This window comes from Microbacterium lacusdiani (genome assembly GCF_054779895.1).
The window spans coordinates 80369-103046 of sequence record NZ_BAAGXJ010000002.1; the positions used below are offsets into that span (position 1 = coordinate 80369).

Here is a 22678-nt window from a genome sequence, read left to right on the forward strand (position 1 = left end):
AGCACGACCGTGACCACCCGCCTGCTGCTCGTCAACGGCCCGAACCTCAACCTGCTCGGCACGCGCGAGCCCGAGGTGTACGGCGCCGAGACGCTCGACGACGTCGTCGACCGCGCCATGGCGGTCGCGGAGGAGCTCGGCCTCGAGCTCCGCGCGGTCCAGAGCAACCACGAGGGCGTGCTGATCGACGCGATCCACGAGGCGAAGGCCGACTGCGCCGGCGTCGTGATCAACCCCGGTGCGTTCACCCACACGTCGGTCGCCCTGCGCGACGCGCTCACGGGTGTGGCGCTGCCGTTCGCCGAGGTGCACATCTCGAACGTGCACGCGCGCGAGCCCTTCCGCCACCACTCGTACCTGTCGGACGTCGCGAGCTGCGTGATCGTCGGCGCGGGCGTGCAGGGCTACGAGTTCGCCATCCGCCGCCTCGCCACGCTGCTCGGCTGAGCGGGTGGACGGCGGTTTCGACTCGCTTCGCTCGCTCGACCCGTTTCGTCTCCGCTTCGCTCCGCTCAACGACCGGGAGTGAGCGACGATCGCGCCGCTGAACGACCGGATGTGACTAGCGGATCGTCTCGATGGGCTCGCTGATGTCGGCGACCGTCGCGTCGTAGGACGCGATGAGGGCGTCCGCGTCGACGAACAGCGTCCAGCCGTGCGCGCCCGCGCCCATGGAGACGCGGCGTCCGGTCATCCGCTCGTCCGCGTAGACAGGCCAGTCGCGGGCGCTGCCGAGTGGCGTGATGGTGCCGCGCTCGTAGCCCGTGGCCTCCAGAGCCAGCTCGGGCTCCGGCAGCCGCAGCCTGTTCACGCCGAGCAGCGCACGCAGCTTCGGCCACGAGATGGAGCGGTCGCCGGGGATCAGCGCGAACAGGTACTGGTCGCCCCGGCCCTTCACGACGAGCGTCTTGACGATGTCGGCGGGTGTGATGCCGCGCAGCGCGGCCGCCTCCTCGAGGGAAGACGCCCGCGGCGACTCGCGGATCTCGATCTCGAGACCACGAGCGGCCGCGGCAGTTCGAACGCGATCGACCGACACTACGCGTCGGGCGAGGCCAGCGGGTCGTCCGCGACCCAGAGCTCGTCGTCGGCGCGCAGCGTCTGCCACGCGGCGTACAGCACCGCGGCGGCCGCCGCGACGCCCAGAGCGATCGCGACGATCGGTCCCGCGCTGCGCTTCTTCGGCTCCACGAGCGGGATGCCCGCGCGCTTCTTCGCGTACTTCACGCGCGCGTCGTTCGCCGCGTCGAGGGCCGACAGCGCCTTGCCGACGGCGCCGCCCACGACCGGGGCGACCTTGCTGTCCAGGAAGCGCTTCGAGGCCTTCCGGCTCGAGTCCACGTACGGGGACACGCGGTCCACGACCGGCTCGACATAGTGGTGGTACTTCTCGTCGATCACCGGGGCGACGTGCTCGCGGTTGTAGTTGCCGAGCTGACGGCCGGCCTCGCGCGCGACCTGCGCCGCGTCAGAGACCAGCACCTGCTGCGCCTCCCACAGCTGGACGGCGGAATCCTGGAGCTTGCGGAGCTCCTTCTTGCGCTTCTTGCTGAGGCTCACGGGTGGCCCTCCCTGTCCCTGGGGATGTGGTGTCTCCCCATCCTGCCAGATGACCTTGTCAGGGGCAGAGGGTTGCCCAGCTCTGAGAGAATGTGTAGATGCCTCAGCACACTGCCGTTGCCACCCTGCACACCAACCACGGCGACATCGTCGTCAACCTCTTCGGCGACCACGCGCCCAAGACGGTCCAGAACTTCGTCGGCCTCGCCGACGGCTCCGGATCGTGGACCGACCCCGCCACGGGCAAGCCCGGCGACGGCCCGCTGTACAAGGACGTCATCTTCCACCGCATCATCCCCGGCTTCATGATCCAGGGCGGCGATCCGCTCGGTCAGGGCATCGGCGGCCCCGGCTACACGTTCGACGACGAGATCAACCCCGAGCTCGACTTCAACACGCCCTACAAGCTCGCCATGGCGAACGCGGGCAAGCGCCCCAACGCCATCACGGGCAAGCTGAGCGGCACGAACGGCTCGCAGTTCTTCATCACGACCGACCCCACGCCGTGGCTGATGGGCAAGCACACCATCTTCGGCGAGGTCGCGGATGACGCCTCGAAGGCCGTCGTCGACGCGATCGCACAGGTGCCGACCGGCGCGCAGGACCGCCCGCTCGAGCCGGTCGTGCTGCACTCCGTCGAGATCACCGCGGCCTGACGACCTCTCGGCCGTTGCCGTGACCACCACCGACCCGCGCCCCCGCAACCCCGCCGACTTCTGCTACCGGCACCCCGACCGGATGAGCTTCGCGCTCTGCCAGCGCTGCCAGCGCACGGTCTGCCCGGAGTGCCAGACGCCGGCGGCCGTCGGGGTGATCTGCCCCGAGTGCCTGCGCGCGCAGCAGCGCAGCCGCACTCCGGCGCAGAAGCGCGCGGAGCGCCGGTGGGGTCGCGGCGGCGGCCTCGTCGCGACCGCGGGCGCCGCCCCCGTGACCAACTGGATCCTCGGCGTCACGGGCGCGTTCTTCCTGCTCGACCTGCTGCTCTCTCCGTTCGGCGTCAGCCTGCAGGGCATGCTGGCCTTCTGGGCGCCGCGGATCTATCCACAGTTCGGCTGGTTCGAGCCGTGGCGCCTGCTGACCGTCCTGCTGGTCCACAGCGGCTTCCTGCACGTGGCGCTGAACCTGCTCTCGATCTGGATGATCGGGCGCCTGCTCGAGCCCATGCTCGGGCGGTGGCGCTACCTCGCGCTCTACCTGATCTCCGGCCTCGGCGGATCCGTCGCGGTCGCGCTGCTCGCGTTCGACACGCCCGTCGTCGGGGCGTCGGGTGCGCTCTTCGGAATGCTCGGCGCCCTCGTCGTCATCGGGCGTCACCTGGGCGGCAACGTCACGGGCATCCTCATCATCCTGGGCGTCAACCTCGTGGTCGGCTTCTCGTTCGGCGGCATCTCGTGGCAGGCCCACGTGGGCGGTCTGATCGCCGGGCTCGCTGTGGGCCTCGTGATCGCGACCACCCAGCGCCCGGCCCAGCATCGGCTGCAGATCGCGCTCCTCGCCGGCATCGTCGCCGTGCTGCTGGCGCTGCTCGCGCTGCCCCCGGCGCTCATTCTCTGACCCGAGTTATCCACAGGTTTATCCCCCGCTGGGGATGAATCACACCGGTGTAATTCCTGTCACGGAATCCGGATTGCGGAACCGCCCGCGAGACGACGAGACGCCCGACGGATATCCGTCGGGCGTCTCGGGAAGCGGATGCGGCTACCGCCAGCGCGTGGTCATCAGGAAGCCGATGAAGGCGATCCCGAACCCGATGACGAGGTTCCAGGCCTGGATGCCCGGGATCGGGAACTGCATGCCCGAGAGGTAGAACACCAGGATCCACACGAGCCCGATCAGCATGAAGCCCACCATCACGGGCTTGAACCACACGGGGTTGGGCGCCGGCTCTCCGGGGGCGCGGTCGATCGCGTCGTCGTCGCGTCCGGCGGGGCGCTTGTCTGCTCGTGCCATGGGACACATCCTATCGGTCCGGATAGGCTCGGACCGTGACGGCAGTGCCGGAGACGGGGGCGATGCGGCGTCGCGACGAGCGGCCCAGGAGCCGCGCGACGTTCGCGAGCGTGCTCGGCGAGCTCCTGATCACGGCGGGCGCGATCATCCTGCTCTACGTGGTCTGGCAGCTGTGGATCGGCGACGTCATCTACGGCTCCTCGCACGCCGCGAAGGCCGAGGAGCTCTCGCGCGAGTGGGCGGAGATCCCGGCGGCCGAGCTGCCTCCGCTGCCCGAGCCGGCCGAGGACGGCGGATACGAGCCCGTCGTGCTGCCGCAGCCGGCGGACCGCGAGGTCTTCGGCGCGCTGTACGTGCCGCGATGGGGAGACGACTACCGGGTGTCCATCGCCGGGGGCGTCACGCGCGCCGGGACGCTCGACACGATCGGCGTCGGCCACTATCTCGACACGGAGATGCCCGGCGACGTCGGCAACTTCGGGCTCGCCGCGCACCGGACCACCTTCGGCAAGCCGTTCGCCGACCTGCAGAACCTGAGGATCGGCGATCCGATCGTGATCGAGACGGAGGCGGGCTGGTACACCTACCGGTTCCGCACGCTCGAGTACGTGCAGCCCCACGAATACGACGTGCTCGCCGACGTGCCGCAGGCACCTGAGGTTCCGGCGGGGGAGCGGTACATCACCATGACGAGCTGCTCGCCCCGGTTCTCGCTCGCGGAGCGGATCGTGGCGTACGGCGTGTTCGACTCGTTCCTGCCGCGCGGCGCCGGCGGGACGCCCCCGGCCCTGACCGAGGAGCTGATCTGATGTACGCCGCCCTCTGGCGCCTGCTTCCCGGCCCGTGGTGGGTGCGCGTGATCATCCTGCTGGCGCTCGCGGCCGCGGTCCTCTACGGGCTCTTCGTGTACGTGTACCCGTGGATCGCGATGACGTTCGTGCCCGACGAGGTCACGGTCGGCGCCGGCTGATCCCGGGGCCGAGGTTCACTCGCCGGCGGGCTCGCCCGTGCAGTGCCGGAGCGTGATGGTCGAGTGCACGGGCACGTCGCCGACGCGCGACTGGTAGCTCACGATCTGCGAGTCGGATGCCGGGCAGCCCGCGTCCTCCTCGATCTCGACCGTGAGGCCGAGCTGCTCGAGCTGCGCCTTGGCGAACTCCACGGTCACGGTCTCGGTGTAGTCGTTGATCGTCACGCGACCCGAGGCGACCGTCAGATCGATCGTCGCGCCCGCGGGCAGCTCATCGCCCTCGGCGACCGGCTCGCCGTCCGCGTGGGCGGAGATCACGGTGCCCTGCTCGAGCTCGGGGTCGTTCTGCGGCGTGATCGAGCCCATGGCGAGGCCGGCGCGCTGGATGGCGGTGCGCGCGTCCTCCTCCTTGAGCCCCTCGAGCTTCGGCACGGCCGCCCGCTCCACGCCCTCGGACACGATGATCTCGATGCTCGTCTCGGGGGAAACGGACGTGCCGGCCTCCGGATCCGTGCCGATCACGATGCCCTCGTCGACCGTGGCGCTCGGCTCGGTCGTGACGGACGACGCGAGCTCCTCGGCCTCCAGCTCGGCGGTGGCGCGCTCGAGAGTCATGCCCGAGACGTCCGGGATGATGCGGGTGTTGGCCGGGACGCCCGTGACCGGGCGCATGGTGACGACCCAGAACAGCACGGACACGACGAGCACGGCGATCAGCGCGACGCCGGCCCAGATCCACGCGACGGGAGGGCCGGACTGCGTCCGCGCCATGGTCGTGTCGGTCGACAGCTGGCGCAGGGAGCGCGCGGTCTCGGCGGCCTCGCGGGGGTTCGGGCCGTACAGCTCGCTGGTCAGGGCGCCGAGCTCGCGCTTCGACGGCGCCTTGCCGTCGGAGGCGGCGTCGAGCGCGCGGCGGAACGAGGCGACGTCCGGGAAGCGCTGGTACGGGTCCTTCGCGAGCGCTCGCAGCACGACCGGGTCGAATGCCTTGGGCGCGGTCTCGTTGACCTGCGAGGGGGTGACGGGCGTCTCGCTCACGTGCTGGTACGCGACCGCCACGGGGGAGTCACCGCGGAACGGCGGGCGGCCGGTGAGCAGCTCGTAGAGCACCACGCCGGTCGAGTACACGTCGGCGCGCGCGTCGACGGGCTCGCCCTTGGCCTGCTCGGGAGAGAAGTACGCGGCCGTGCCCAGGATCGTCGTCGTCTCGGCGACCGTGGACGACGTGTCGGACACCGCGCGGGCGATGCCGAAGTCCATCACCTTCACCTGGCCGGCGTCGGTGATCATGACGTTGCCCGGCTTGATGTCGCGGTGCACGACCCCGGCGCGGTGCGAGTACTCGAGCGCCTCGAGGATGCCGTCGACGTAGCGCACGGCGTCCGCAGCGGGCACCGGCCCGCGCGCGATGATGTCCTTCAGCAGCGTGCCGTGCACGAGCTCCATGACGATGTACGGGATGGGCTGCTCGCCGTTCGCGTCGGCCGCGACGTCCTCGCCGGCGTCGAAGACGCGGACGATCGCCTGGTTCGCCATGCGCGACGCGGCCTGGGCCTCGAGGCGGAAGCGGGTGCGGAAGCCGTGGTCGCCCGCGAGGTCGCGCTTCAGGATCTTGATGGCGACCTCGCGCCCGAGGGTCTGGTCGTACCCCCGGTACACGCTGGCCATGCCGCCGCGGCCGATGAGCTCGCCGACGCGGTAGCGGCCGCCGAGCACGCGGTGGTCCACCGCGCGGTCGTCCTGGCGGCGCTCCTCTTCGGTGCGCTGGTCGTCGGTCACGGGTGATCCCCCCACAGATCCGTCTCTGCCTCTCGCTGTGCGGGAACCCCGTCCCGCTCGGCTCAGCCCTCGGTCTCCGAGCCCGCCGCCGGCGGCGGCGTGGCCGTGTCCTGCGGCGCCGGAGTCTGCTGCGGCGGAGCGTCGATCGTCGCCTGGGCCTGAGGCGACTCGTCCGAAGAGCGGGCCTCGCCGCTCGCGTTCGTGCAGGTCGCGGTGTAGACCGCGGTGACGATCTGGCCGGGCGTCTCGAAGACGTGGAAGTCCGCCTGCGTCGTGCCGGCCGGGAACTCGGCGGTCGGCTGCCCGTTCGACTGGAACGCCCCGTTCGTGAGCGTCACGGTGTAGCCCGTCAGGTCGCCCGTGCCGCTCGGGCACGAGAAGCTCGCCCAGTTCACCGTCGCGATCGACCCCGCGACGAGCCGGTCGGCGACCACGCCGCCCGACGTGAAGTTGGGCGCGGACGACGGCGCGCCGACGGCGGCCTGATCCGCGTAGTGCGTGCCGCGGATGGTCGTGCCCTCGGACACGAAGCCGCTCGGGCTCACCTGGTAGATCGTCCCGACCGTGTCGGCGGTCTCGGCGGGGGTCCCCGCCACGCACTCCCAGCCGAACTCGCCCTTGAGGTCCCTGATGACGGCTTCAGCCTCGTCGCACGTCATGCCCTCGAGGCCGAGCGAGTCGATGTCGACGCGCGTGGCGGTCTGGCTCGGGGTGGGCGTGTTCGACGGCGCGGCGCTCGTGCGCGGCGGCGTCGAGGTCGGCGTCTCCTCCGGGGCGGCCGTGTTCTGGAACAACAGCGCCCAGATCGTGCCGCCGAGCACCAGCAGCAGGATGAGGATGAGCGCGACGAGCGGCCACGTCCACGGGCTGCGCTTGCGCTCCCGCTTCTCCTCCTCGAGCGGCGCCCCGTCGATCGGCACGGGCGTGGTGCGCGGCAGCAGCTGGGTCGCGGCGCCCGTGCCGGGCGAGAGCAGCTGGGTGAAGGCGTCCGAGCCGGCACCGGCGGCCAGGGCCGCGCCGGTCGCGATCGCCGGGACCGCGGCGGCCGCGGCCGCGACGTCGCCGCGGCGCAGCGCGTTGGCCGCGCGCGCCACCACGGCCGCAGAGGCGGGCCGGTCGTCCGGCTTCTTCGCGATCATCGCGAGCACGAGGTTGCGCACCGGCTCGGGGATCTCGTCGGAGAGCGGCGGCGGCTGCTCGTTGATCTGCGCCATCGCGATCGCGACCTGCGACTCGCCCGTGAACGGACGGCGGCCGGCCAGCGCCTCGTAGGCGACGATGCCGAGCGAGTAGATGTCGGTCGCGGGCGACGCGGGGTGACCCGACGCCTGCTCGGGCGACAGGTACTGGACCGTGCCCATGACCTGGCCCGTGGCGGTCAGCGGCACCTGGTCGGCGATGCGCGCGATGCCGAAGTCGGTGATCTTGACGCGGCCGTCGGGCGTGATGAGCAGGTTGCCGGGCTTGATGTCGCGGTGCACGAGACCCGCCGCGTGCGCGGCCTGCAGGGCCGACGCGGTCTGGGCCACGATGTCGAGCGTGCGCTCGGCGGGAAGCTTGTTCTCGCGCTCCAGGATGGTCGACAGCGCCTCGCCGGGGACGAGCTCCATGACGAGGAACGCGGAGCCGTTCTCCTCGCCGTAGTCGAACACGCTGGCGATGCCCTCGTGGTTCACGAGCGCGGCGTGACGGGCCTCGGCGCGGAAGCGCTCGAGGAAGCCCGGGTCGCCCATGTACTCGTCTTTGAGGATCTTGATCGCGACCGTGCGGCCGATGACGTGGTCGGTGGCCTCCCACACCTCGCCCATGCCGCCGATCGCGATCCGCGAGATCAGCTCGTAGCGACCGCCGAAGGACACGCCCTGTGTTGGCCTCATCTGCTCAGCACCGCCTCCATGACCTGTTTCGCGATCGGAGCCGCGATCGTGTTCCCGCTGCCCGACTGTCCCTGTCCGCCGCCGTCCTCGACCACCACGGCAACGGCGATCTCAGGATCGTCGGCCGGCGCGAAACCGGTGAACCAGAGCGTGTACGGCTCGTCGCCATCGTTCTCGGCGGTGCCCGTCTTCCCGGCCACATCGACGCCGTCTATTCTTGCACCCGACGCGACGCCATCCTGGACATTCGCCACCATCATCGACGTCAGCAGATCGGCCACCTCGCCGTCGACGGCCTCGCCGAACTCGCTCGGCTGGAAGCTCTGCTGGACCGACAGGTCGTTGCCCACGATCTCGTCCACCATGTACGGGTTCATCACGGTGCCGCCGTTCGCGATCCCCGCCGAGACCATCGCGATCTGCAGGGGCGTCGCGACGACCTGACCCTGGCCGTAGCCGGTCAGGCCGGTCTGCGGGGCGTCGAGGCCGTTCGTCGGGTAGGTGGAGACCGTGGCCGCGAGGGGCGTCGCGAACTCGTGGTTGAAGCCGAACTGCTCCGCCATGTCCTGGATGGCCTGGTCGCCGAGCTCGATCGCGAGCTCGGCGAACGGCACGTTGCAGCTGAGGCGCAGGGCGGTGGCGATCGTCACGGTCTCGCCGCCGCCGCACGTGCCGCCGTTGGCGTTGTGGACGACGTGCGACGACTGGGGCAGGCGGTACGTCGCGGGGTTCGGCAGCTCCGACTCCTCGTCGTAGTCGCCCGACGCGAGCGCCGCGGCGGCGACCACGAGTTTGAACGTGGAACCGGGAGGGTTGAGGTCGCCGGCGATCGCGCGGTTCTGGAGCGGCCGGAGCTCGTCGCCCATGAGCGCGTCGTAGGCGGCGTTGGTTGCCTCCGGGTCGTGCGACGCCAGCTGGTTCGCGTCGTAGCCGGGCGTCGACACCATCGCGAGGATGCGGCCGGTGTCCGGCTCGAGCGCCAGCACCGCGCCGGTCAGGCCGCCCAGCGCCTCGTACGCCGCGCGCTGCGCGACGGGGTCGAGGCTCAGCATGACGTTCGAGCCGCGGGGCGGCTGGCCCGTGACGATCTGGTCGATGCGCGAGAAGAAGGCCGAGCCGGCGGTGCCGGAGAGCTCCTGGCCCATCACCTGCTCGATGCCGGTCGCCGACACCAGCACCGGGTTGAGGTAACCGGTCACGTGCGACCACATGGGGGAGTCGACGTACTGGCGCTGCCACGCGTACACGTCGTCGCTGGGCACCGACGTGGCGATCTCCTGGCCGCCCGCGATGATCGCGCCGCGCTGGGTCTCGTAGCTGTCGAACAGCGTGCGGCGGTTCTGCGGCATGTCGGCCAGCTCGTCGGCCTGGAAGACCTGGATGAGGCTGGTCGAGCCGAACAGCGCCAGGAACATGAACAGCACGATGATGCTGAGGCGGCGGAGCTCTTTCGTCATCCGATCACCGCCCTGGGCTGCTGGCGCACGGCATCGCTGATGCGCAGGATGATCGCCACGATGAGCCAGTTCGCGAGCAGCGACGATCCGCCCGCCGCGAGGAACGGGGTCGTGAGGCCCGTGAGCGGGATGAGCCGCGTCACGCCGCCGACCATGATGAACACCTGCAGCGCGAGCGTGAAGGACAGCGCCACGGCGAGCAGCTTGCCGAAGTCGTCCTGCCCGGCCACGCCGATCCGGAGCCCGCGCGCGACGAACACCATGTACAGGCAGAGGATCGCGAAGACGCCGATCAGGCCGAGCTCCTCGCCGAGGCTCGGGATGATGTAGTCGCTCTGCGACACGGGCGTCAGGTACGGGCGGCCGAGGCCCAGGCCCGTGCCGAGCATCCCGCCGTGCGCGAGGCCGAAGATGCCGTTGACCAGCTGAAAGCTGCCGCCCTCCGCCTCGTACAGCTCCGGGTCGAACGCGCCGAGCCACGCGTCGAAGCGGCCGCGCACGTACGGCAGCACGAACGAGGCCGCGACGGCCCCGCCGACCGCCAGGACGACGCCGATCAGGACCCAGCCGGTCTTGCCGGTGGCGACGTACAGCGTCGCGACGAACATCCCGAAGATCAGCAGACCGGTGCCGAGGTCGCGCTGCGCCACGATGATCACCATCGAGATGAACCAGATCACGAGCAGCGGGCCGAACTCGCGCGCGCGCGGGAACGTGAAGCCCAGGAACTTCGTGCCGGTCGACGTCAGGCTCTCGCGGGTGCGCACCAGGTAGCCCGCGAAGAAGATCGCGAGGCAGATCTTGGCGATCTCGCCGGGCTGGAAGTAGAAGCCGGCGATCTGGATCCACACGGTCGCGTTGCCGCCGCCGTTGATGAACGGGATGAACGGCAGGATCAGCAGCACGACGCCCGTGAGGCCGAAGATGTAGGTGTACCGGAACAGCAGGCGGTAGTTGCCGAGCGCCCACACGAGCGCGCCCGCAGCCACGACGGAGAGAGCCGTGTAGATCATCTGACTCGTGCCGGCGTTGGGGTTCGCGCCATCCGCCCCCGAGAGCCCGATGCGGTAGATCATCGCGATCCCGAGCCCCGTGAGCAGGGTCGCGATCGGCACGACGAACGGGTCGGCATGCGGCGCGCGCAGGCGCAGCACCACGTGCAGGGCCAGCACGAGCACGCCCAGCAGGCCCTCGGCGATCAGCACGCCGGTGTCCAGGCGGCCGAGCTCGCCGAGCTGCGACAGGGCGGTGGCGCCGAGCATGAGGGCGATCGCGAACAGCAGAAGCCCCAGTTCGCGGTTGCGCTGCGGCTGCGGCTGGCGCACGCGGCGCAGCGCCTTGATCACGGCGGTGTCGGGGGCGACGGCGGTCATCCTGCGGCTCCCGTCGGAGTCGGGGTGGGCGTCGGGGTCGGCGTCGGCTCGGGCTCGTTCGGATCGGGCAGCACGATGCCGCTCAGCCGCGACACGATCGCCTCGGCGTCGGCGAGCGAGCGGGCCGGGATCGTCCGCTCGACCTGGCCGCGGTAGTACGGCGGCAGGTCCGCGAGCAGGATGCCCGTGTCCTCGTGCACCGAGGAGAACTGGATCGGGCCGACCGACTGCTGGATTCCCTGGTAGATCACGACGCTGTCGTCGTCCGCGCCCAGGAAGTAGCGGGTCTGCGTCCAGTTGTAGAAGGCGGCGAAGCCGGTCGCGACGACGACCCCGATGAGGACCAGGAATGCGATCCAGCCCACGCGGCGGCGCCGCGCCCGTCGGCGGTCCTCCTCGATGAGCTCCTCAAGGTACTCGGGCTCGGGCTCGAAGTGCGTGGGCTCGTTGGCCGCCTGGCGCGCGGGGTGCAGCCACCCGGTCGGCAGCAGCGGGCCGCGGCCGGTCATGGCGGGCACCTTGATGCCCTGCGGGTTCGAGGCCGAGCCGACGATCGTGGCCGTGCCGCTCACGAGCGGGTGCTGGCCGCCCACGTCCACCATCACGATCGTGACGTTGTCGGGCGCGCCGGCGTCGAGGGCGTACTTGAGCAGGATGTCCGCGGTGCGACCCGGGGGCAGGCCCAGCTTCAGCGCCTTCTGGATGTGCGCCTCGTCGACCACGCCGCTCAGGCCGTCGGAGCACAGCAGCCAGCGGTCGCCGGGGCGCGTCGGCATGATGAAGGTGTCGATCTCGGGATCGGGATCCATGTCGCCGAGCACGCGCATGAGCACCGACCGGCGCGGGTGGTAGCGCGCCTCCTCGGGCGTGATGCGGCCCGAGTCGACCAGCCGCTGCACGAACGTGTGATCCGTCGTGATCTGGGTGAGCGCGCCGTCGCGATAGAGATAGATGCGCGAGTCGCCGATGTGGGCGATCACGGCGTAGTCATCGACCATCGCGACGGCGCTCACGGTCGTGCCGAGGCCGGCGAGCTCGGGGCGGCGCGCCACGAGCTGGATCAGGTCGCCGGCGGTGGACGCGATGGTCTCGCGGAGCGTCGCCTCGGCGTCCTCCGGGGACGGGTAGACGTGGTCGAGCTCCTGCAGCGTGTTGACCGCGACGCTCGAGGCCACGTCGCCGCCCGCGTGGCCGCCCATGCCGTCGGCCACGACGAACAGGTTCGAGCCGGCGTAGCCCGAATCCTGGTTGTTCGACCGCACCTTCCCGGTATGGGAGATGGCGGCACTCGATCCCACGAACATGTCGGCGGGGGCTTACTTCCGCAGCTCGAAGGTCGTGGCGCCGACCTTGATCGGGGTCGACGTCTGCACCGGCACGGGCGAGTTCGGCGAGACGCGCTCGCCGCCGTGGAAGGTGCCGTTGGTCGACTCGAGGTCCTGCAGCATCCACTGGTCGCCCCACAGGACGAGGCGCGCGTGCTGGCTCGAGGTGTAGTCGTCGCGGATGACCAGGCCCGCCTCGCTCGAGCGGCCGATCGTGAGCGGATCGGTGCCGAGCGGCAGCTCCAGGCCGGCCTTCGGGCCGGTCGTGATCACGATGCGGGACGCGGTCGCGGTCGTCGCCGGGACCGAGGGGCCCGCGTTCGGCGCGGGGGCCGGGCGGGCCGCGGCGGCCGGCGCGGGGCGGGCCGGTGCGCGGGGGGGCGCCGCCGCCTCGGGCATGCGCCGCACGCGGACGCCGAACACGTCGGAGCGCAGCGCGAACACGACCGCGAACACGAACAGCCACAGCAGCAGGAGGAAGCCCACCTGCAGGATGAGCAGGGTCAGTTCGCTCATGGCCGGTCCCCGTTCTTCGGAAGGATCCGGGTCGCGGTGGTCCGCGGCTCCCGGGCGGGCGGCGCGGCCAGCGGCACGACGTGGAACACGATGTCGGTGCGTCCGATCGTGATGGTCTGTCCGTCGGCGAGCCCGGACTGCTTCGTCGGGCGGCCGTCGAGCTTCGTCCCGTTCGTCGATCCGAGGTCGCGCATCATGGCGCGCTCTCCGTCCCACAGCACCTCGACGTGCGCGCGGCTCGTGCCGGCGTCGTCCACCGTGATGTCGGCGTCGCTGCCGCGCCCGATGACGGTGCGCGCCTTGGCGAGCGGGTAGCGGCGGCCCGCCACGTCGACGACCGCGCGCCACTCCACGCTGCCCTCGGCCGCGCCGGACTCGACGGCGACCGTTCCGGTCGTGATCGACTCGTCGCCGCGCAGCGCGATGCGCAGCGGTCCGGCGAAGCTGTAGCCCTGTGCGGAGGCGTGCTTGCGCAGCATGGCGTCGAGCTCGCTCACCAGGGCGCCGCCCAGCGAGCGCATCCGCTCGTCGTCGGCCGGGCTCAGGAGGACCGTCAGCTCATTCGGCACGAGGATGCGGTCGCGGGCGACGACGGCCGCCTTCGTGTCGAGCTCGCGGCGCAGCGCTGAGGCGATCTCGACCGGCTGAATGCCGCTGCGGAAGGTCTTCGCGAACGCGCGATTGACGGCGCGCTCGAGACCTTGCTCGAAGCTGTCCAGTAGTCCCACGGGTCTCCTCAGTCCGGCCGACCGGTAGGCACATCGTAGCCAGGCCACCTGGACGGCACCCCTTTCACCCCGCCCTGGGCCCGTTCGGGGCTTGCGGATCCTTCGGATGGCGCGGGTTTCGCGAGGCCCCCGATAGCGTGATATCCTCGGAAAGTTGAGTCCGGAGCGATCCGGATTCGCGCGAGTGGCGGAATAGGCAGACGCGCTGGCTTCAGGTGCCAGTGCCCGAAAGGGCGTGGGGGTTCAACTCCCCCCTCGCGCACAGCGACTGGAACGGGCTCCCGGATGGGGGCCCGTTCTTCGTTCCCGGGCCGATCAGCCGGCCTGCTCCTGGGCCGCGAGGAGGGCGTCCGACGTCTCGGCGAGGAGGTCGGCCAGCGCGCCGCCCAGCTCGAGCTGCTCCCCGGCGAAGCGCGCCCGGGCGGCGTGGTCGTCCTCCAGGTCCAGGCCCTCGCGCCAGGCGTCGTACAGCGGTCCGCCCGCGTCTAGATGCACGCGCAGGGCGAGCGCGTGGCGCACGCCCACCGGCTCCGCGCCCGCGACGCCGAGCGCCGCGAGCAGCTCGCCCGCATCGGCGATCGCCTCCGCGTCCGGAGGAGTGCGGGCCTCGAGGAATCCGCCGACCGCCTCGGCCACGGGGGCCTGCTCGTCCGCGGACGCGTCGGCGGGGACGTCCGGGAAGGCCCAGTCGAGCACCTCTCGGCGCTCGCCCGCCGGAAGGTCGGACAGCACGCACGCGAGCGCGGCCGGGTCGCTCAGCTCCTCGCGCTCCCGCTCCCGGGTCCACGACGCCATGCGGGAGATGTCGACGCCGGCCTGCTGCAGGCACGCGGTGAACGGCGTGCCCGCGTGGGACGACAGACCGCCGCCGCAGCCGGCGAGCACCAGCGCGAGCGCGACGGCCGTGCCGGAGGCGGCGGCGCGGCGGGGGAGTCTCATGGGTCCATGGTCGGCGGGCCCGCCGCGCCGGGCAACTCGGCGCAGCTCTGTCCTCCGAACGGGGGACAAAAGGTCAGATCGTCCTATACACTGGTCGGGACAACCTCGGTCGTCCGGCCCTCACCGATTCCCCCCATTGGTGAGGGCCGCCGTGGTCTTCGCCCGACGCCCCGCAGTCCCGGCAGGCGGCGCAACCGGGCGTCATTATCGCTCAAGCCCTATCGCTTCACGGGTTACTCCGTTAGCGTGACTGTGTCGGCACGATGTTCGCGCCGGCTTCATCACAGATAGAACGGCAGTAAATGGCTACGCAGGGCACCGTCAAGTGGTTCAACTCGGAGAAGGGCTTCGGCTTCATCTCTCCCGACGAGGGCGGCTCTGACGTCTTCGCGCACTACACCGCGATCGAGGCTTCGGGTTACCGCTCGCTGGAGGAGAACCAGCGAGTCGAGTTCGAGATCGCTCAGGGCCCCAAGGGCCTCCAGGCGGAGAACATCCGCCCCCTCTGAGTCGGATCTCCAACGGTCGGCCGCGTCACGCGGCGTGACTACCCAGGGCTCGGCGGCTTCGGTCGCCGGGCCCTTTCTCATGCCCCGAGGGTGTCACTCGCCGGCGCTGGCGAGGCGGTGGTGATCGGCGAGCGCCTTCGCGTCCTCCGCGTGGCGGATCGCGCGCCGCGCCGCGTCGAGCGCCTCGACCGGATCCTGGGTCTGGCGCGCTGCCGCAAGCTCGCGGCGCGCCGCGTCGAGCCGCACGCGGGCGTCCAGCCCGGCGGTGTGCTCGGGGATCGCCGCCTCGGCATGGCCGATCGCGCTGCGTGCCGCGGCGAGCGTTCCCGGCAGCGCCGTGCGCGCGCCGTGCAGCCTCTGCTGCGCGGTGTGCGCATCCGCGAGCGCCATGTCCAGGCGGTCGCGCACGCGCGCGATGTCCTCGTTGGCCGACACGGGGCGCCGGGCGGCCGTGGGCTCGATGCGGTCGAGCTGCTGCTGCGCCCGGCGGATCTCCTCGCCCAGGCGCTCGGCCTCGTCGGCCGGCAGCGCGGCCCGGATCGATGTGGCGGACCGGATCGCCGACCGGGCGGCGGCGATCTCGTCGCCCACCGCGAGCCCCGCCTGGGTCACGAGCCGATGCGTCTCCTCGAGCGTGCGGGAGGCCGCGTCCGCTCGACGCAGCGCGCGCTCGGCGCCTGCGAGGTCGTCCAGGGCCGAGCGGGTCGGATCGGCGGCGATCGCACGCGCCGCCGCGATGCGCCGCTCGGCCTCCGCCACGGCCGAGCGCGCGTCGTCGACCGCGCGTGCCGCATCCGTCCATTCCTCGGGGTCTGCGCGCTGCTCGAGCTCGCGCAGCAGGGCCGCGGGGTCGCCCATCCTGGCGCGCAGCTCGGCGAGATGGCGCTCGGCGCCGGCGACCTGCTCGGAGGCGCCGATGTTCGCCTGGATCCAGTCGCGGTGCTCCCGCCGCGCGGTCTCGATCGTGGCGAGGGCGCGCTCGATCCGGCGGTGGAGGTCTCGGGCGGCGCGCGCCGCGTCGGCGGGCACGACGCCCGGGTCGGTGGCGTCGCGATATGCGATGAACGCCTCGTCCCTGGCGTGCTGCGCCGTCATCCGCGCGCGGCGGAGGGAGGGCGGCGCCCCGCCCCCGTAGAGCGCCCCCGACAGGCCGACCTCGAGATCGAGCTCGTCGACCGCGTCGTCCAGCTGCACGAGCGCGACTCCGGCCGCGCCGAGCTCGGCCGCGGCCCGGCGTCGGGCGGCGGGGCCCCGCCGCGCGAACCGCACCGCGAGCACGACCACCAGCACGAGCATGGCGGCCGACCCGAGGACGACCGCGGCGGGGACCAGCCACGCCAGCAGGTCGATCTCGGTGACGTCCATCGTCAGTCCCGGCTGAGCAGCAGCTCGCGCAGCTGCACGTGGTCATCGACCACGGCCTGCGCGCCCTCTTCCTCGCCCGGGTTCCCGAAGCCCCAGCGCACGAACACGACGGGGACCCCGAACTGCGAGGCGCCGTCGACGTCGTGGTGCCGGTCGCCGATCAGCACGGGGAGCGACACGTCCACTCCGGCCGCGGCCAGCCCCTCGAGCGCACGGCCCAGGACATCCGCCTTGGTGTCGAGCACGTCAGCCTCCGGGCGCGCGCCGACGATCGCGGTGAACGCGTCGTCGAGCGCGTAGTGCTCCAGGATGGCCCGCACCTGGTTCTGCGGCTTGGTGCTGGCGGTCGCCTGCGGCACACCCGCGGCGTGCACGTCGCGGATCAGCTCCGGGACGCCCGGGTAGAGGGCGACGGACTTCGCGTACCCGTCGCGCGAGGCGAGCTCGCGATACGCGGCGACCGCCTCGGTGGCCTCCTCGGGCGACAGCAGCGCCCTCTGCTGGAACGACTCGAGCATGGGCGGACCGATCCAGTGCCGCAGCTCGTCGGCGGGCGGCGCCACGCGGCCCATCGCCGTGAGCACCTCGGTGATGCGGGGCAGGATGCCGGCCGACGCGTCGGCTACCGTCCCGTCCACGTCCCAGAGGATGCACGACCAGGGCGAAGACGTCATGGCATCAGCCTAGACGCGGCGGCGACTGGTCCCGGGCGACGTTGACTGGTCCCGGGCGACGTTGACTGGTCTCGCCGAGACCAGTCTCGTCGCCGAAGACCAGTCGAAGGGCGGGGCGGGGGCGCCTCGCGGGTCAGAACAGGCGCGGCGCCCCGGACTCGATGCCCTTCATGTCGTCGTAGTCGAGCACCAGGCACCGGATGCCGCGGTCCTCGGCGAGCACGCGCGCCTGCGGCTTGATCTCCTGGGCGGCGAACACGCCCTGGATGCCGGTGAGCAGCGGATCGCGCCCGAGCAGGTCGAGGTAGCGGGTGAGCTGCTCGACGCCGTCGATGTCGCCGCGGCGCTTGACCTCGACCGCGATCGGCACGCCGCCGGCGTCGCGCACGAGGAGGTCGACCGGTCCGATGGCCGTGGGGTACTCGCGGCGCACGAGCGTCGCGCCCTCGGCGATCAGGTCGACCTGCTCGGCGAGCAGGCGCTGCAGGTCGGACTCCACGCCGTCCTTGATGAGACCGGGGTCGACGCCCAGATCGTGCTTCGACTCGTGGATCACCTCGTAGATGTGCACGGTCAGCGCATCGCCCGTCTTCTGGTGCGTCACGCGCCACAGCTCGGTCACGCCGGCCTCCGCGAGCTCCTCGCTCGGCTGCTCGACGTCGAGCCGGCACGGCGGGCTCATCCAGTTGAGCGGCTTGTAAGAGCCGCCGTCGGAGTGCACGAGCAGGCTGCCGTCGCCCTTGTGCATCAGCACCCGGGTCGCGAGCGGCAGATGCGCGTTGAGACGGCCGGTGTAGTCCACGGAGCAGCGGGCGATGACGAGACGCACCGGATGAGCCTAGCCGTCTCCCGCGGATGCTCTTGCCGCCCGCCTTTGGTTGCTCTATGGTGACGGTTGCCGAAGAGGAACCGAAGGGATGCCATGGATGCCGAAGCCGCGCTCGACGCGCTGGGGGACGCCACGCGGCGCCGGATCGTGGAGGCCCTGCGGGCGGGGCCCACGCCGGTGGGCGCCCTCGCCGAGGCGCTGCCGGTCGGCCGCCCTGCGGTGAGCAAGCACCTGCGCGTGCTCGAGGGCGCCGGCCTCGTCGAGCACCGCTCCGTCGGCACCCGCAACCTCTACGCCCTCGCGCCCGACGGGCTCGCGGCGGTGCAGACCTGGCTTGCGGGCCACTGGGACACCGCGCTCGCCGCCTTCCCCGAGCGCGCCGCGGCCGCGTCGGCGGACCGCGAGGCGGCAGCGTCCGAGCGGAGCGCGTCGTGAGCGTCCCGCCGCTGCGGCGGCAGGTGCTCGTGGCGGCCGATCCCGCGACGGCGTACCGGGTCTTCGTCCACGACATCGGCGCGCGGTGGCCGATCGCGTCGCACGGGTGCTTCGGCGCCGAGGCGACCATCGCGTTCGACGGCGAGCGGTTCGTCGAGACGGCCCCGGATGGCCGCACCGCCGTCTGGGGGACCGTCACCGAATCGCGTGAGCCGTCCCGTGTGGCGTTCACGTGGCATCCCGGACGCGACGCCGGCGCGGCCACCCACGTGGAGGTGACCTTCGCTCCCGCGGGCGAGGGGACGCTCGTGACGCTCGTCCACACGGGCTGGGAGGCCTACGCCGATCCCGAGGCGGCGCGGAGCGACTACGGCCGGGGCTGGCCGAAGGTGCTGGGGCGGTTCGCGGCGGTGGTCAGCGGCGTGTGACGTCGCCGGCGGGACCGTCCGCGACGCCGGGAGCGGACGGGTCCGACGACAGCGGGCGAGCCGCGCCCGACGCGAGACCCGATGCGACCGTCAGGGCGACGATGATCCACAGCGTGTTGAGCAGGCCGATCGCCTCGCTGATCGCCCCCAGCACGGGCGGGCCCGCCAGGAACGCGACGTAGCCGATGGTCGCCGCCGCGCTCACGCGGGCCGCGGCCCGCGCGGGGTCGTCCGCGGCCGCCGACATCCCGAGCGGGAAGCCGAGCGACGCGCCGACGCCCCACAGCGCCGCGCCGACGAGGACGAGCGGCAGGTTCGGCGCGAGGATGAACAGCAGCAGGCCGACCGCCGCGGTCGCCGACAGCACGCGGAGCACCGTCACGCGGCCGACACGGTCCACGAGCGGCCCGCCGAACACGCGAACCACGGTCATGGCGACCGAGAACACCGTGAGGCCCGCCGCGCCCAGCGCCTCGTCGCCGCCGTGTCCCTCCACGATGCCGAGCGCCAGCCAGTCGTTCGCGGCGCCCTCGGCGAACGCCATCCCGAGCATGATCACGCCGAGCGCGTAGGTGCGCGGCTCGCGCCAGACCTCCAGCGAGGCCATCAGGCGCTCCCGCCAGCCGCGGCCGTGCTCGGCCGGGTCCGGATCCACGGTGGCGCGGTGCGGGACGTTCGCGATCGCCGCGATCGCGATGGCGGCGATGAGCACCGCGATGAACGCTGTGTGCCACAGCACGTCGACGCCCCAGCTCACGGCCACGGTGCCGATGGCCGCGCCGATCACGGTGCCGAAGCTGAAGAACGCGTGGAACAGCGGCAGGATCGTCTTGCTCTGGAGCTGCTCGATGGCCGTGCCCTCGACGTTCATCATCACGTCGAGCGAGCCGTTGCCCAGGCCGAACAGGATGAGGCCCACGAGCACGAGCGGGAAGGACGCGAGCACGTCGGTCCCGATCCCGATCAGGAGCACGCCGAGCGCGAAGACGAACATCGACGCGAGCATGCCGCGGCGGGCGCCGAACCTCGCCAGCACGGGCGTGGAGAGCGACAGGCCCAGGATGGACGCCACGCCGGCGCCCATGAGCAGCGCGCCGACGCCGATGTTGTCGACCCCGAGCGCGTCCTTGATCGCGGGCACGCGGGAGGCCCACGTCGCGATGCTCAGGCCGCTGGTGAGGAAGATCGCGAAGATCGCGATCTTCCAGCGGAGGACCCTGGCGGCCGGGAGGGCGGTCTCCGGCGAGGTCACTCCTCCACCTCGGTCGCCGGCGCGTCGGCCGGGGGCAGGAGCTCGGCGACCGACGAGAGCACCTCGTTCGGCCGGAACGGGTAGCGCTCGATCTCGCGCTGGTCGCTGATGCCGGTCATCACGAGCACGGTGTGGAGGCCGGCCTCGATGCCCGCGACGATGTCGGTGTCCATCCGGTCGCCGATCATGCCGGTGTTCTCGGAGTGCGCGCCGATCCGGTTCAGCGCCGAGCGGAACATCATCGGGTTCGGCTTGCCGACCACGTACGGCTCGCGGCCGGTCGCCTTGGTGATGAGGGCGGCGATGGCGCCGGTGGCGGGCAGCGGGCCCTCGGCGCTCGGGCCCGTGGCGTCGGGGTTCGTGACGATGAACCGGGCGCCGCGGCCGATCAGGCGGATCGCCTTGGTGATCGCCTCGAAGGAGTAGTTGCGCGTCTCGCCGACGACCACGTAGTCCGGGTCGGTCTCGGTCATGATGAACCCGGCCTCGTGCATCGCGGTCAGGATGCCGGCCTCGCCGATCACGAACGCGGATCCGCCGGGCGCCTGGGACTTCAGGAAGTCGGCGGTCGCGAGCGCGCTGGTCCAGATCCGGTCCTCGGGAACCTCGATGCCCGACGCGCGCAGCCGCGCGGACAGGTCCCGCGGCGTGAAGATCGAGTTGTTCGTGAGCACGAGGAACGGCGTGCCGTCGTCCCGCCACTTCGCCAGCAGCTCCGGCGCTCCGGGGATCGGCAGGTTCTCGTGGACGAGCACCCCGTCCATGTCGGTCAGCCAGCACTCGATCTCGTCGCGTCGCATGGTCCCTATTCTCACGCCTCATCGATCGGCTCGGGCACAGTTCTTTTCAGAAGCGTCTCGCACACTCGCGCCGACGCTCCGCGCCGGACACTCGCGAGCGAGGAAATCGGAACGGGCTGAGAGGGCGGAGCGAGTCGAAGCCGGTCGAAACGTCGCCGAGCCGGGGCGGGACCTGCGCGTATGGCCGGACGGGGATATGTTCGGGGTGTGATCGCCCGAGCACCCTGGGATCCGGCCGCCCTGCCGGACCTGTCAGGACGGCAGTACTTGGTGACCGGGGCCAACGCCGGCCTCGGGTACTTCGCGAGCGAGCAGCTCGCGGGCGCGGGCGCGCACGTCATCCTGAGCGGTCGCAGCCCGAACCGGCTCGCCGCCGCCCACGACGCGCTCGAGGCGCGCGTGCCGGGCGCCTCGGTGGAGACGCTGCTGATGGATGTCAGCAACCCCGGATCCATCCGCGCGGCGGCGGCGTCGCTCCGCGGCGGCCTCTTCTCCCGCTCCCGCCTCGACGGCGTGCTGCTGAACGCGGGCATCGTGCACACGCCCCGCACGCGGGAGATCACGCGCGACGGCCGCGAGCTCGTGTTCGCGACCAACGCCCTCGGACACTTCGTGCTCGCGGCCGAGCTGCTCACGACCCTTGCGAAGACCGCGTCGCGCCGCGAGCACACCCGCATGGTGTGGCTCGGCAGCATCTCGACCCACCTCGGCGTCGCCGAGCCGATCGACATCCAGAGCGAGCGCCGTTACGACGCGTGGCACGCGTACGTGCAGTCGAAGCTCGTCGTGCACGCGCTCGGCATCGAGGCCGACGCCCGCCTGCGCGCGGCGGACGTGCCGGTCGACAGCGTCGTGGCGCACCCCGGCTACTCGATCGGCGGACGGACGCCGACGGTGCACGGCGTCAACGAGCCCGGCGCCTGGAAGCGCCTGCGCGACCGGCTGCAGCCCTTCGCGCAGAGCAAGGAGGCGGGTGCCGCGTCGCTCGTGCGTGCGCTGGTGGATCCGGATGTGCGGGGCGGCGAGTACTGGGGGCCGAAGCTGCGCACGCGCGGCGCGCCCGTGCGCCAGCGCCCCTCTCGCTGGGCCGCCGACCCGGACGTGCGCCGCCGGGTCTGGGCGGAGTGCGAGCGCCTCACGGGCATGGAGTGGCCCTTCCAGCGCGCCGCGCGCGCGGCCCGCTGACACGGCATCCGGCCGTCGAGACCGCACGGGATCGGCGAGACCGCCGCCGTCGGCGCCGGTCTCGCCGGCCGACCGCGGTCTCGCGGATCAGGCCGTCAGCCAGATGACCTCGGCGGCGCCGGCCGGGAGGGCGATGACCGCGCCGCCCGCCTCCACGCCGCCGCGCGCGACCCGCACGTCGAGGCCCACCGAGATGCCGGCCCGCTCGATGTCGCGCAGCAGCGCCGGATCCTGGTCGCTGACCCGCAGCACGCGGCCGGCGTGACCGACGGGCGCCTCCGTGAGGCGCACGAAGCCCTCGCGCTCGACCCGGCCGGAGGCATCCGGGATCGGATCGCCGTGCGGATCGAAGCGCGGGCGCCCGAGCCGCTCGTCGATCTTCTCGAGCAGGCGGTCGCTGATCGTGTGCTCGAGGACCTCGGCCTCCTCGTGCACCTCGTCCCACGCGTACCCGAACTCCTCGACCAGCCACGTCTCGATCAGCCGATGCCGGCGCACCATCTCGAGCGCGCGGCGCTCGCCGAGGGGCGTCAGCCGCACGGCCCGGTACGGCTCGTGCGCCACCAGGCCCTGCGCGCCGAGCTTCTTGACCATCTCGGTGACGCTCGACGGGGCGATCCCGAGCTTCGCCGCCAGCACGCTCGGCGTGATCGGGGCGTCCTGCCACTCGGTGTGGGCGTAGACCACCTTCAGGTAGTCGTCGATCGCGGGCGAGGGCACGTCTCGA

26 protein-coding genes and 1 tRNA gene are annotated in these 22678 nt (G+C 72.0%); 10 read left to right on the forward strand and 17 right to left on the reverse strand.

What is annotated here, in order from left to right; genetic code table 11:
- Positions 1-9: 9 nt before the first annotated feature.
- Positions 10-447 (forward strand): type II 3-dehydroquinate dehydratase, encoded by a 438-nt coding sequence (gene aroQ / locus ACYVGN_RS01900; protein WP_235562957.1) that lies wholly within the window; start codon positions 10-12, stop codon positions 445-447.
- A gap of 115 nt (positions 448-562) precedes the next feature.
- Here aroQ and ACYVGN_RS01905 read toward each other — a convergent pair whose 3' ends face one another.
- The gene (locus ACYVGN_RS01905; protein WP_460788418.1) at positions 563-1039 is read right to left on the reverse strand and encodes an aminoacyl-tRNA deacylase; all 477 of its coding nucleotides are present in this window, start codon (positions 1037-1039) and stop codon (positions 563-565) included.
- Positions 1039-1560: a hypothetical protein gene (locus tag ACYVGN_RS01910; protein WP_055988781.1), complete on the reverse strand. Its 522-nt coding sequence runs from the start codon at positions 1558-1560 to the stop codon at positions 1039-1041. Before ACYVGN_RS01910 ends, ACYVGN_RS01905 begins: the two co-directional genes overlap by 1 nt.
- A gap of 98 nt (positions 1561-1658) precedes the next feature.
- Between ACYVGN_RS01910 and ACYVGN_RS01915 the strand changes: the two genes are divergently transcribed.
- Complete coding sequence (locus tag ACYVGN_RS01915; protein ID WP_055988782.1) at positions 1659-2216, forward strand: peptidylprolyl isomerase; 558 nt, start codon at positions 1659-1661, stop codon at positions 2214-2216.
- A 19-nt stretch (positions 2217-2235) separates the two neighbouring features.
- Positions 2236-3114: a rhomboid family intramembrane serine protease gene (locus tag ACYVGN_RS01920; protein ID WP_460788420.1), complete on the forward strand. Its 879-nt coding sequence runs from the start codon at positions 2236-2238 to the stop codon at positions 3112-3114.
- A 144-nt stretch (positions 3115-3258) separates the two neighbouring features.
- Here ACYVGN_RS01920 and ACYVGN_RS01925 read toward each other — a convergent pair whose 3' ends face one another.
- Positions 3259-3510, reverse strand: a complete 252-nt coding sequence (locus ACYVGN_RS01925) for a cell division protein CrgA (protein ID WP_055988784.1) — start codon at positions 3508-3510, stop codon at positions 3259-3261.
- A gap of 35 nt (positions 3511-3545) precedes the next feature.
- Between ACYVGN_RS01925 and ACYVGN_RS01930 the strand changes: the two genes are divergently transcribed.
- Together ACYVGN_RS01930 and ACYVGN_RS01935 are read left to right on the forward strand one after the other, a co-directional pair.
- Entirely contained in the window at positions 3546-4319 is a 774-nt protein-coding gene (locus tag ACYVGN_RS01930; RefSeq protein ID WP_460788422.1) for a class E sortase, read from the forward strand.
- Positions 4319-4480 (forward strand): hypothetical protein, encoded by a 162-nt coding sequence (locus ACYVGN_RS01935; protein WP_167626828.1) that lies wholly within the window; start codon positions 4319-4321, stop codon positions 4478-4480. The genes ACYVGN_RS01930 and ACYVGN_RS01935 overlap by 1 nt, the downstream gene beginning before the upstream one ends.
- A gap of 15 nt (positions 4481-4495) precedes the next feature.
- On the opposite strand, the gene pknB is transcribed toward ACYVGN_RS01935, so the two are convergent.
- The 7 genes from pknB to ACYVGN_RS01970 all read right to left on the reverse strand — a co-directional run bounded on the left by pknB (position 4496) and on the right by ACYVGN_RS01970 (position 13535).
- Positions 4496-6196 (reverse strand): Stk1 family PASTA domain-containing Ser/Thr kinase, encoded by a 1701-nt coding sequence (pknB, locus tag ACYVGN_RS01940; RefSeq protein ID WP_460788454.1) that lies wholly within the window; start codon positions 6194-6196, stop codon positions 4496-4498.
- A gap of 125 nt (positions 6197-6321) precedes the next feature.
- Positions 6322-8136 (reverse strand): serine/threonine-protein kinase, encoded by a 1815-nt coding sequence (locus ACYVGN_RS01945; protein WP_460788423.1) that lies wholly within the window; start codon positions 8134-8136, stop codon positions 6322-6324.
- Positions 8133-9593, reverse strand: coding sequence for a peptidoglycan D,D-transpeptidase FtsI family protein (locus ACYVGN_RS01950; protein ID WP_460788425.1), 1461 nt, complete (start codon positions 9591-9593; stop codon positions 8133-8135). Before ACYVGN_RS01950 ends, ACYVGN_RS01945 begins: the two co-directional genes overlap by 4 nt.
- Positions 9590-10966: an FtsW/RodA/SpoVE family cell cycle protein gene (locus ACYVGN_RS01955; protein ID WP_460788426.1), complete on the reverse strand. Its 1377-nt coding sequence runs from the start codon at positions 10964-10966 to the stop codon at positions 9590-9592. Before ACYVGN_RS01955 ends, ACYVGN_RS01950 begins: the two co-directional genes overlap by 4 nt.
- Positions 10963-12270 carry a PP2C family protein-serine/threonine phosphatase gene (locus ACYVGN_RS01960; RefSeq protein WP_055988789.1) on the reverse strand — a complete coding sequence of 436 codons (1308 nt, stop codon included), beginning with the start codon at positions 12268-12270 and terminating at the stop codon, positions 10963-10965. The genes ACYVGN_RS01955 and ACYVGN_RS01960 overlap by 4 nt, the downstream gene beginning before the upstream one ends.
- A 12-nt stretch (positions 12271-12282) precedes the next feature.
- Positions 12283-12807, reverse strand: coding sequence for an FHA domain-containing protein FhaB/FipA (locus ACYVGN_RS01965; RefSeq protein WP_460788429.1), 525 nt, complete (start codon positions 12805-12807; stop codon positions 12283-12285).
- Complete coding sequence (locus ACYVGN_RS01970) at positions 12804-13535, reverse strand: FhaA domain-containing protein (protein WP_134747090.1); 732 nt, start codon at positions 13533-13535, stop codon at positions 12804-12806. Before ACYVGN_RS01970 ends, ACYVGN_RS01965 begins: the two co-directional genes overlap by 4 nt.
- Before the next feature lie 178 nt (positions 13536-13713).
- Here ACYVGN_RS01970 and ACYVGN_RS01975 point away from each other — a divergent pair.
- Positions 13714-13797: transfer RNA gene (locus ACYVGN_RS01975), tRNA-Leu, on the forward strand.
- 53 nt (positions 13798-13850) lie between these two features.
- Here ACYVGN_RS01975 and ACYVGN_RS01980 read toward each other — a convergent pair.
- Positions 13851-14474 carry a hypothetical protein gene (locus tag ACYVGN_RS01980; protein WP_460788431.1) on the reverse strand — a complete coding sequence of 208 codons (624 nt, stop codon included), beginning with the start codon at positions 14472-14474 and terminating at the stop codon, positions 13851-13853.
- 302 nt (positions 14475-14776) lie between these two features.
- Here ACYVGN_RS01980 and ACYVGN_RS01985 point away from each other — a divergent pair, with 302 nt between their 5' ends.
- On the forward strand, positions 14777-14983 hold the full coding sequence (locus tag ACYVGN_RS01985; RefSeq protein ID WP_055988597.1) for a cold-shock protein: 207 nt from the start codon (positions 14777-14779) through the stop codon (positions 14981-14983).
- Positions 14984-15076: 93 nt separating this feature from the next.
- Here ACYVGN_RS01985 and ACYVGN_RS01990 read toward each other — a convergent pair whose 3' ends face one another.
- The 3 genes from ACYVGN_RS01990 to nucS form a co-directional block, all read right to left on the reverse strand.
- Positions 15077-16348, reverse strand: coding sequence for a hypothetical protein (locus tag ACYVGN_RS01990; RefSeq protein WP_460788432.1), 1272 nt, complete (start codon positions 16346-16348; stop codon positions 15077-15079).
- A gap of 2 nt (positions 16349-16350) precedes the next feature.
- Positions 16351-17022, reverse strand: coding sequence for an HAD hydrolase-like protein (locus ACYVGN_RS01995; protein WP_460788434.1), 672 nt, complete (start codon positions 17020-17022; stop codon positions 16351-16353).
- A 133-nt stretch (positions 17023-17155) separates the two neighbouring features.
- The gene (gene nucS / locus ACYVGN_RS02000; protein ID WP_055988602.1) at positions 17156-17851 is read right to left on the reverse strand and encodes an endonuclease NucS; all 696 of its coding nucleotides are present in this window, start codon (positions 17849-17851) and stop codon (positions 17156-17158) included.
- A gap of 93 nt (positions 17852-17944) precedes the next feature.
- Here nucS and ACYVGN_RS02005 point away from each other — a divergent pair, with 93 nt between their 5' ends.
- Positions 17945-18286, forward strand: coding sequence for an ArsR/SmtB family transcription factor (locus ACYVGN_RS02005; protein WP_460788436.1), 342 nt, complete (start codon positions 17945-17947; stop codon positions 18284-18286).
- Positions 18283-18714 (forward strand): SRPBCC domain-containing protein, encoded by a 432-nt coding sequence (locus ACYVGN_RS02010; protein WP_460788438.1) that lies wholly within the window; start codon positions 18283-18285, stop codon positions 18712-18714. Before ACYVGN_RS02005 ends, ACYVGN_RS02010 begins: the two co-directional genes overlap by 4 nt.
- Here ACYVGN_RS02010 and ACYVGN_RS02015 read toward each other — a convergent pair.
- Positions 18701-19966 carry an MFS transporter gene (locus ACYVGN_RS02015; RefSeq protein WP_460788440.1) on the reverse strand — a complete coding sequence of 422 codons (1266 nt, stop codon included), beginning with the start codon at positions 19964-19966 and terminating at the stop codon, positions 18701-18703. The genes ACYVGN_RS02010 and ACYVGN_RS02015 overlap by 14 nt on opposite strands.
- Entirely contained in the window at positions 19963-20766 is an 804-nt protein-coding gene (locus ACYVGN_RS02020) for an HAD-IIA family hydrolase (protein ID WP_460788441.1), read from the reverse strand. The genes ACYVGN_RS02015 and ACYVGN_RS02020 overlap by 4 nt, the downstream gene beginning before the upstream one ends.
- Positions 20767-20973: 207 nt before the next feature.
- On the opposite strand from ACYVGN_RS02020, the gene ACYVGN_RS02025 reads away from it, so the two are divergent.
- On the forward strand, positions 20974-21951 hold the full coding sequence (locus ACYVGN_RS02025) for an SDR family NAD(P)-dependent oxidoreductase (protein WP_460788443.1): 978 nt from the start codon (positions 20974-20976) through the stop codon (positions 21949-21951).
- A gap of 87 nt (positions 21952-22038) precedes the next feature.
- Here the strand turns inward: ACYVGN_RS02025 and ACYVGN_RS02030 are convergent, their stop codons facing one another.
- Positions 22039-22671: a metal-dependent transcriptional regulator gene (locus tag ACYVGN_RS02030; RefSeq protein ID WP_055988612.1), complete on the reverse strand. Its 633-nt coding sequence runs from the start codon at positions 22669-22671 to the stop codon at positions 22039-22041.
- Between the last annotated feature and the right edge of the window lie 7 nt (positions 22672-22678).

Excerpts from the sequence above, each read along its gene's own strand:
- ACYVGN_RS01915 (WP_055988782.1), top strand. The coding sequence starts at position 1,659 with ATGCCTCAGCACACTGCCGTTGCCACCCTGCACACCAACCACGGCGAC.
- ACYVGN_RS01925 (WP_055988784.1), bottom strand. The coding sequence starts at position 3,510 with ATGGCACGAGCAGACAAGCGCCCCGCCGGACGCGACGACGACGCGATC.
- ACYVGN_RS01935 (WP_167626828.1), top strand. The coding sequence starts at position 4,319 with ATGTACGCCGCCCTCTGGCGCCTGCTTCCCGGCCCGTGGTGGGTGCGC.
- ACYVGN_RS01945 (WP_460788423.1), bottom strand. The coding sequence starts at position 8,136 with ATGAGGCCAACACAGGGCGTGTCCTTCGGCGGTCGCTACGAGCTGATC.
- ACYVGN_RS01950 (WP_460788425.1), bottom strand. The coding sequence starts at position 9,593 with ATGACGAAAGAGCTCCGCCGCCTCAGCATCATCGTGCTGTTCATGTTC.
- ACYVGN_RS01955 (WP_460788426.1), bottom strand. The coding sequence starts at position 10,966 with ATGACCGCCGTCGCCCCCGACACCGCCGTGATCAAGGCGCTGCGCCGC.
- ACYVGN_RS01960 (WP_055988789.1), bottom strand. The coding sequence starts at position 12,270 with ATGTTCGTGGGATCGAGTGCCGCCATCTCCCATACCGGGAAGGTGCGG.
- ACYVGN_RS01965 (WP_460788429.1), bottom strand. The coding sequence starts at position 12,807 with ATGAGCGAACTGACCCTGCTCATCCTGCAGGTGGGCTTCCTCCTGCTG.
- ACYVGN_RS01980 (WP_460788431.1), bottom strand. The coding sequence starts at position 14,474 with ATGAGACTCCCCCGCCGCGCCGCCGCCTCCGGCACGGCCGTCGCGCTC.
- ACYVGN_RS01985 (WP_055988597.1), top strand. The coding sequence starts at position 14,777 with ATGGCTACGCAGGGCACCGTCAAGTGGTTCAACTCGGAGAAGGGCTTC.
- ACYVGN_RS01990 (WP_460788432.1), bottom strand. The coding sequence starts at position 16,348 with ATGGACGTCACCGAGATCGACCTGCTGGCGTGGCTGGTCCCCGCCGCG.
- ACYVGN_RS01995 (WP_460788434.1), bottom strand. The coding sequence starts at position 17,022 with ATGACGTCTTCGCCCTGGTCGTGCATCCTCTGGGACGTGGACGGGACG.
- ACYVGN_RS02005 (WP_460788436.1), top strand. The coding sequence starts at position 17,945 with ATGGATGCCGAAGCCGCGCTCGACGCGCTGGGGGACGCCACGCGGCGC.
- ACYVGN_RS02020 (WP_460788441.1), bottom strand. The coding sequence starts at position 20,766 with ATGCGACGCGACGAGATCGAGTGCTGGCTGACCGACATGGACGGGGTG.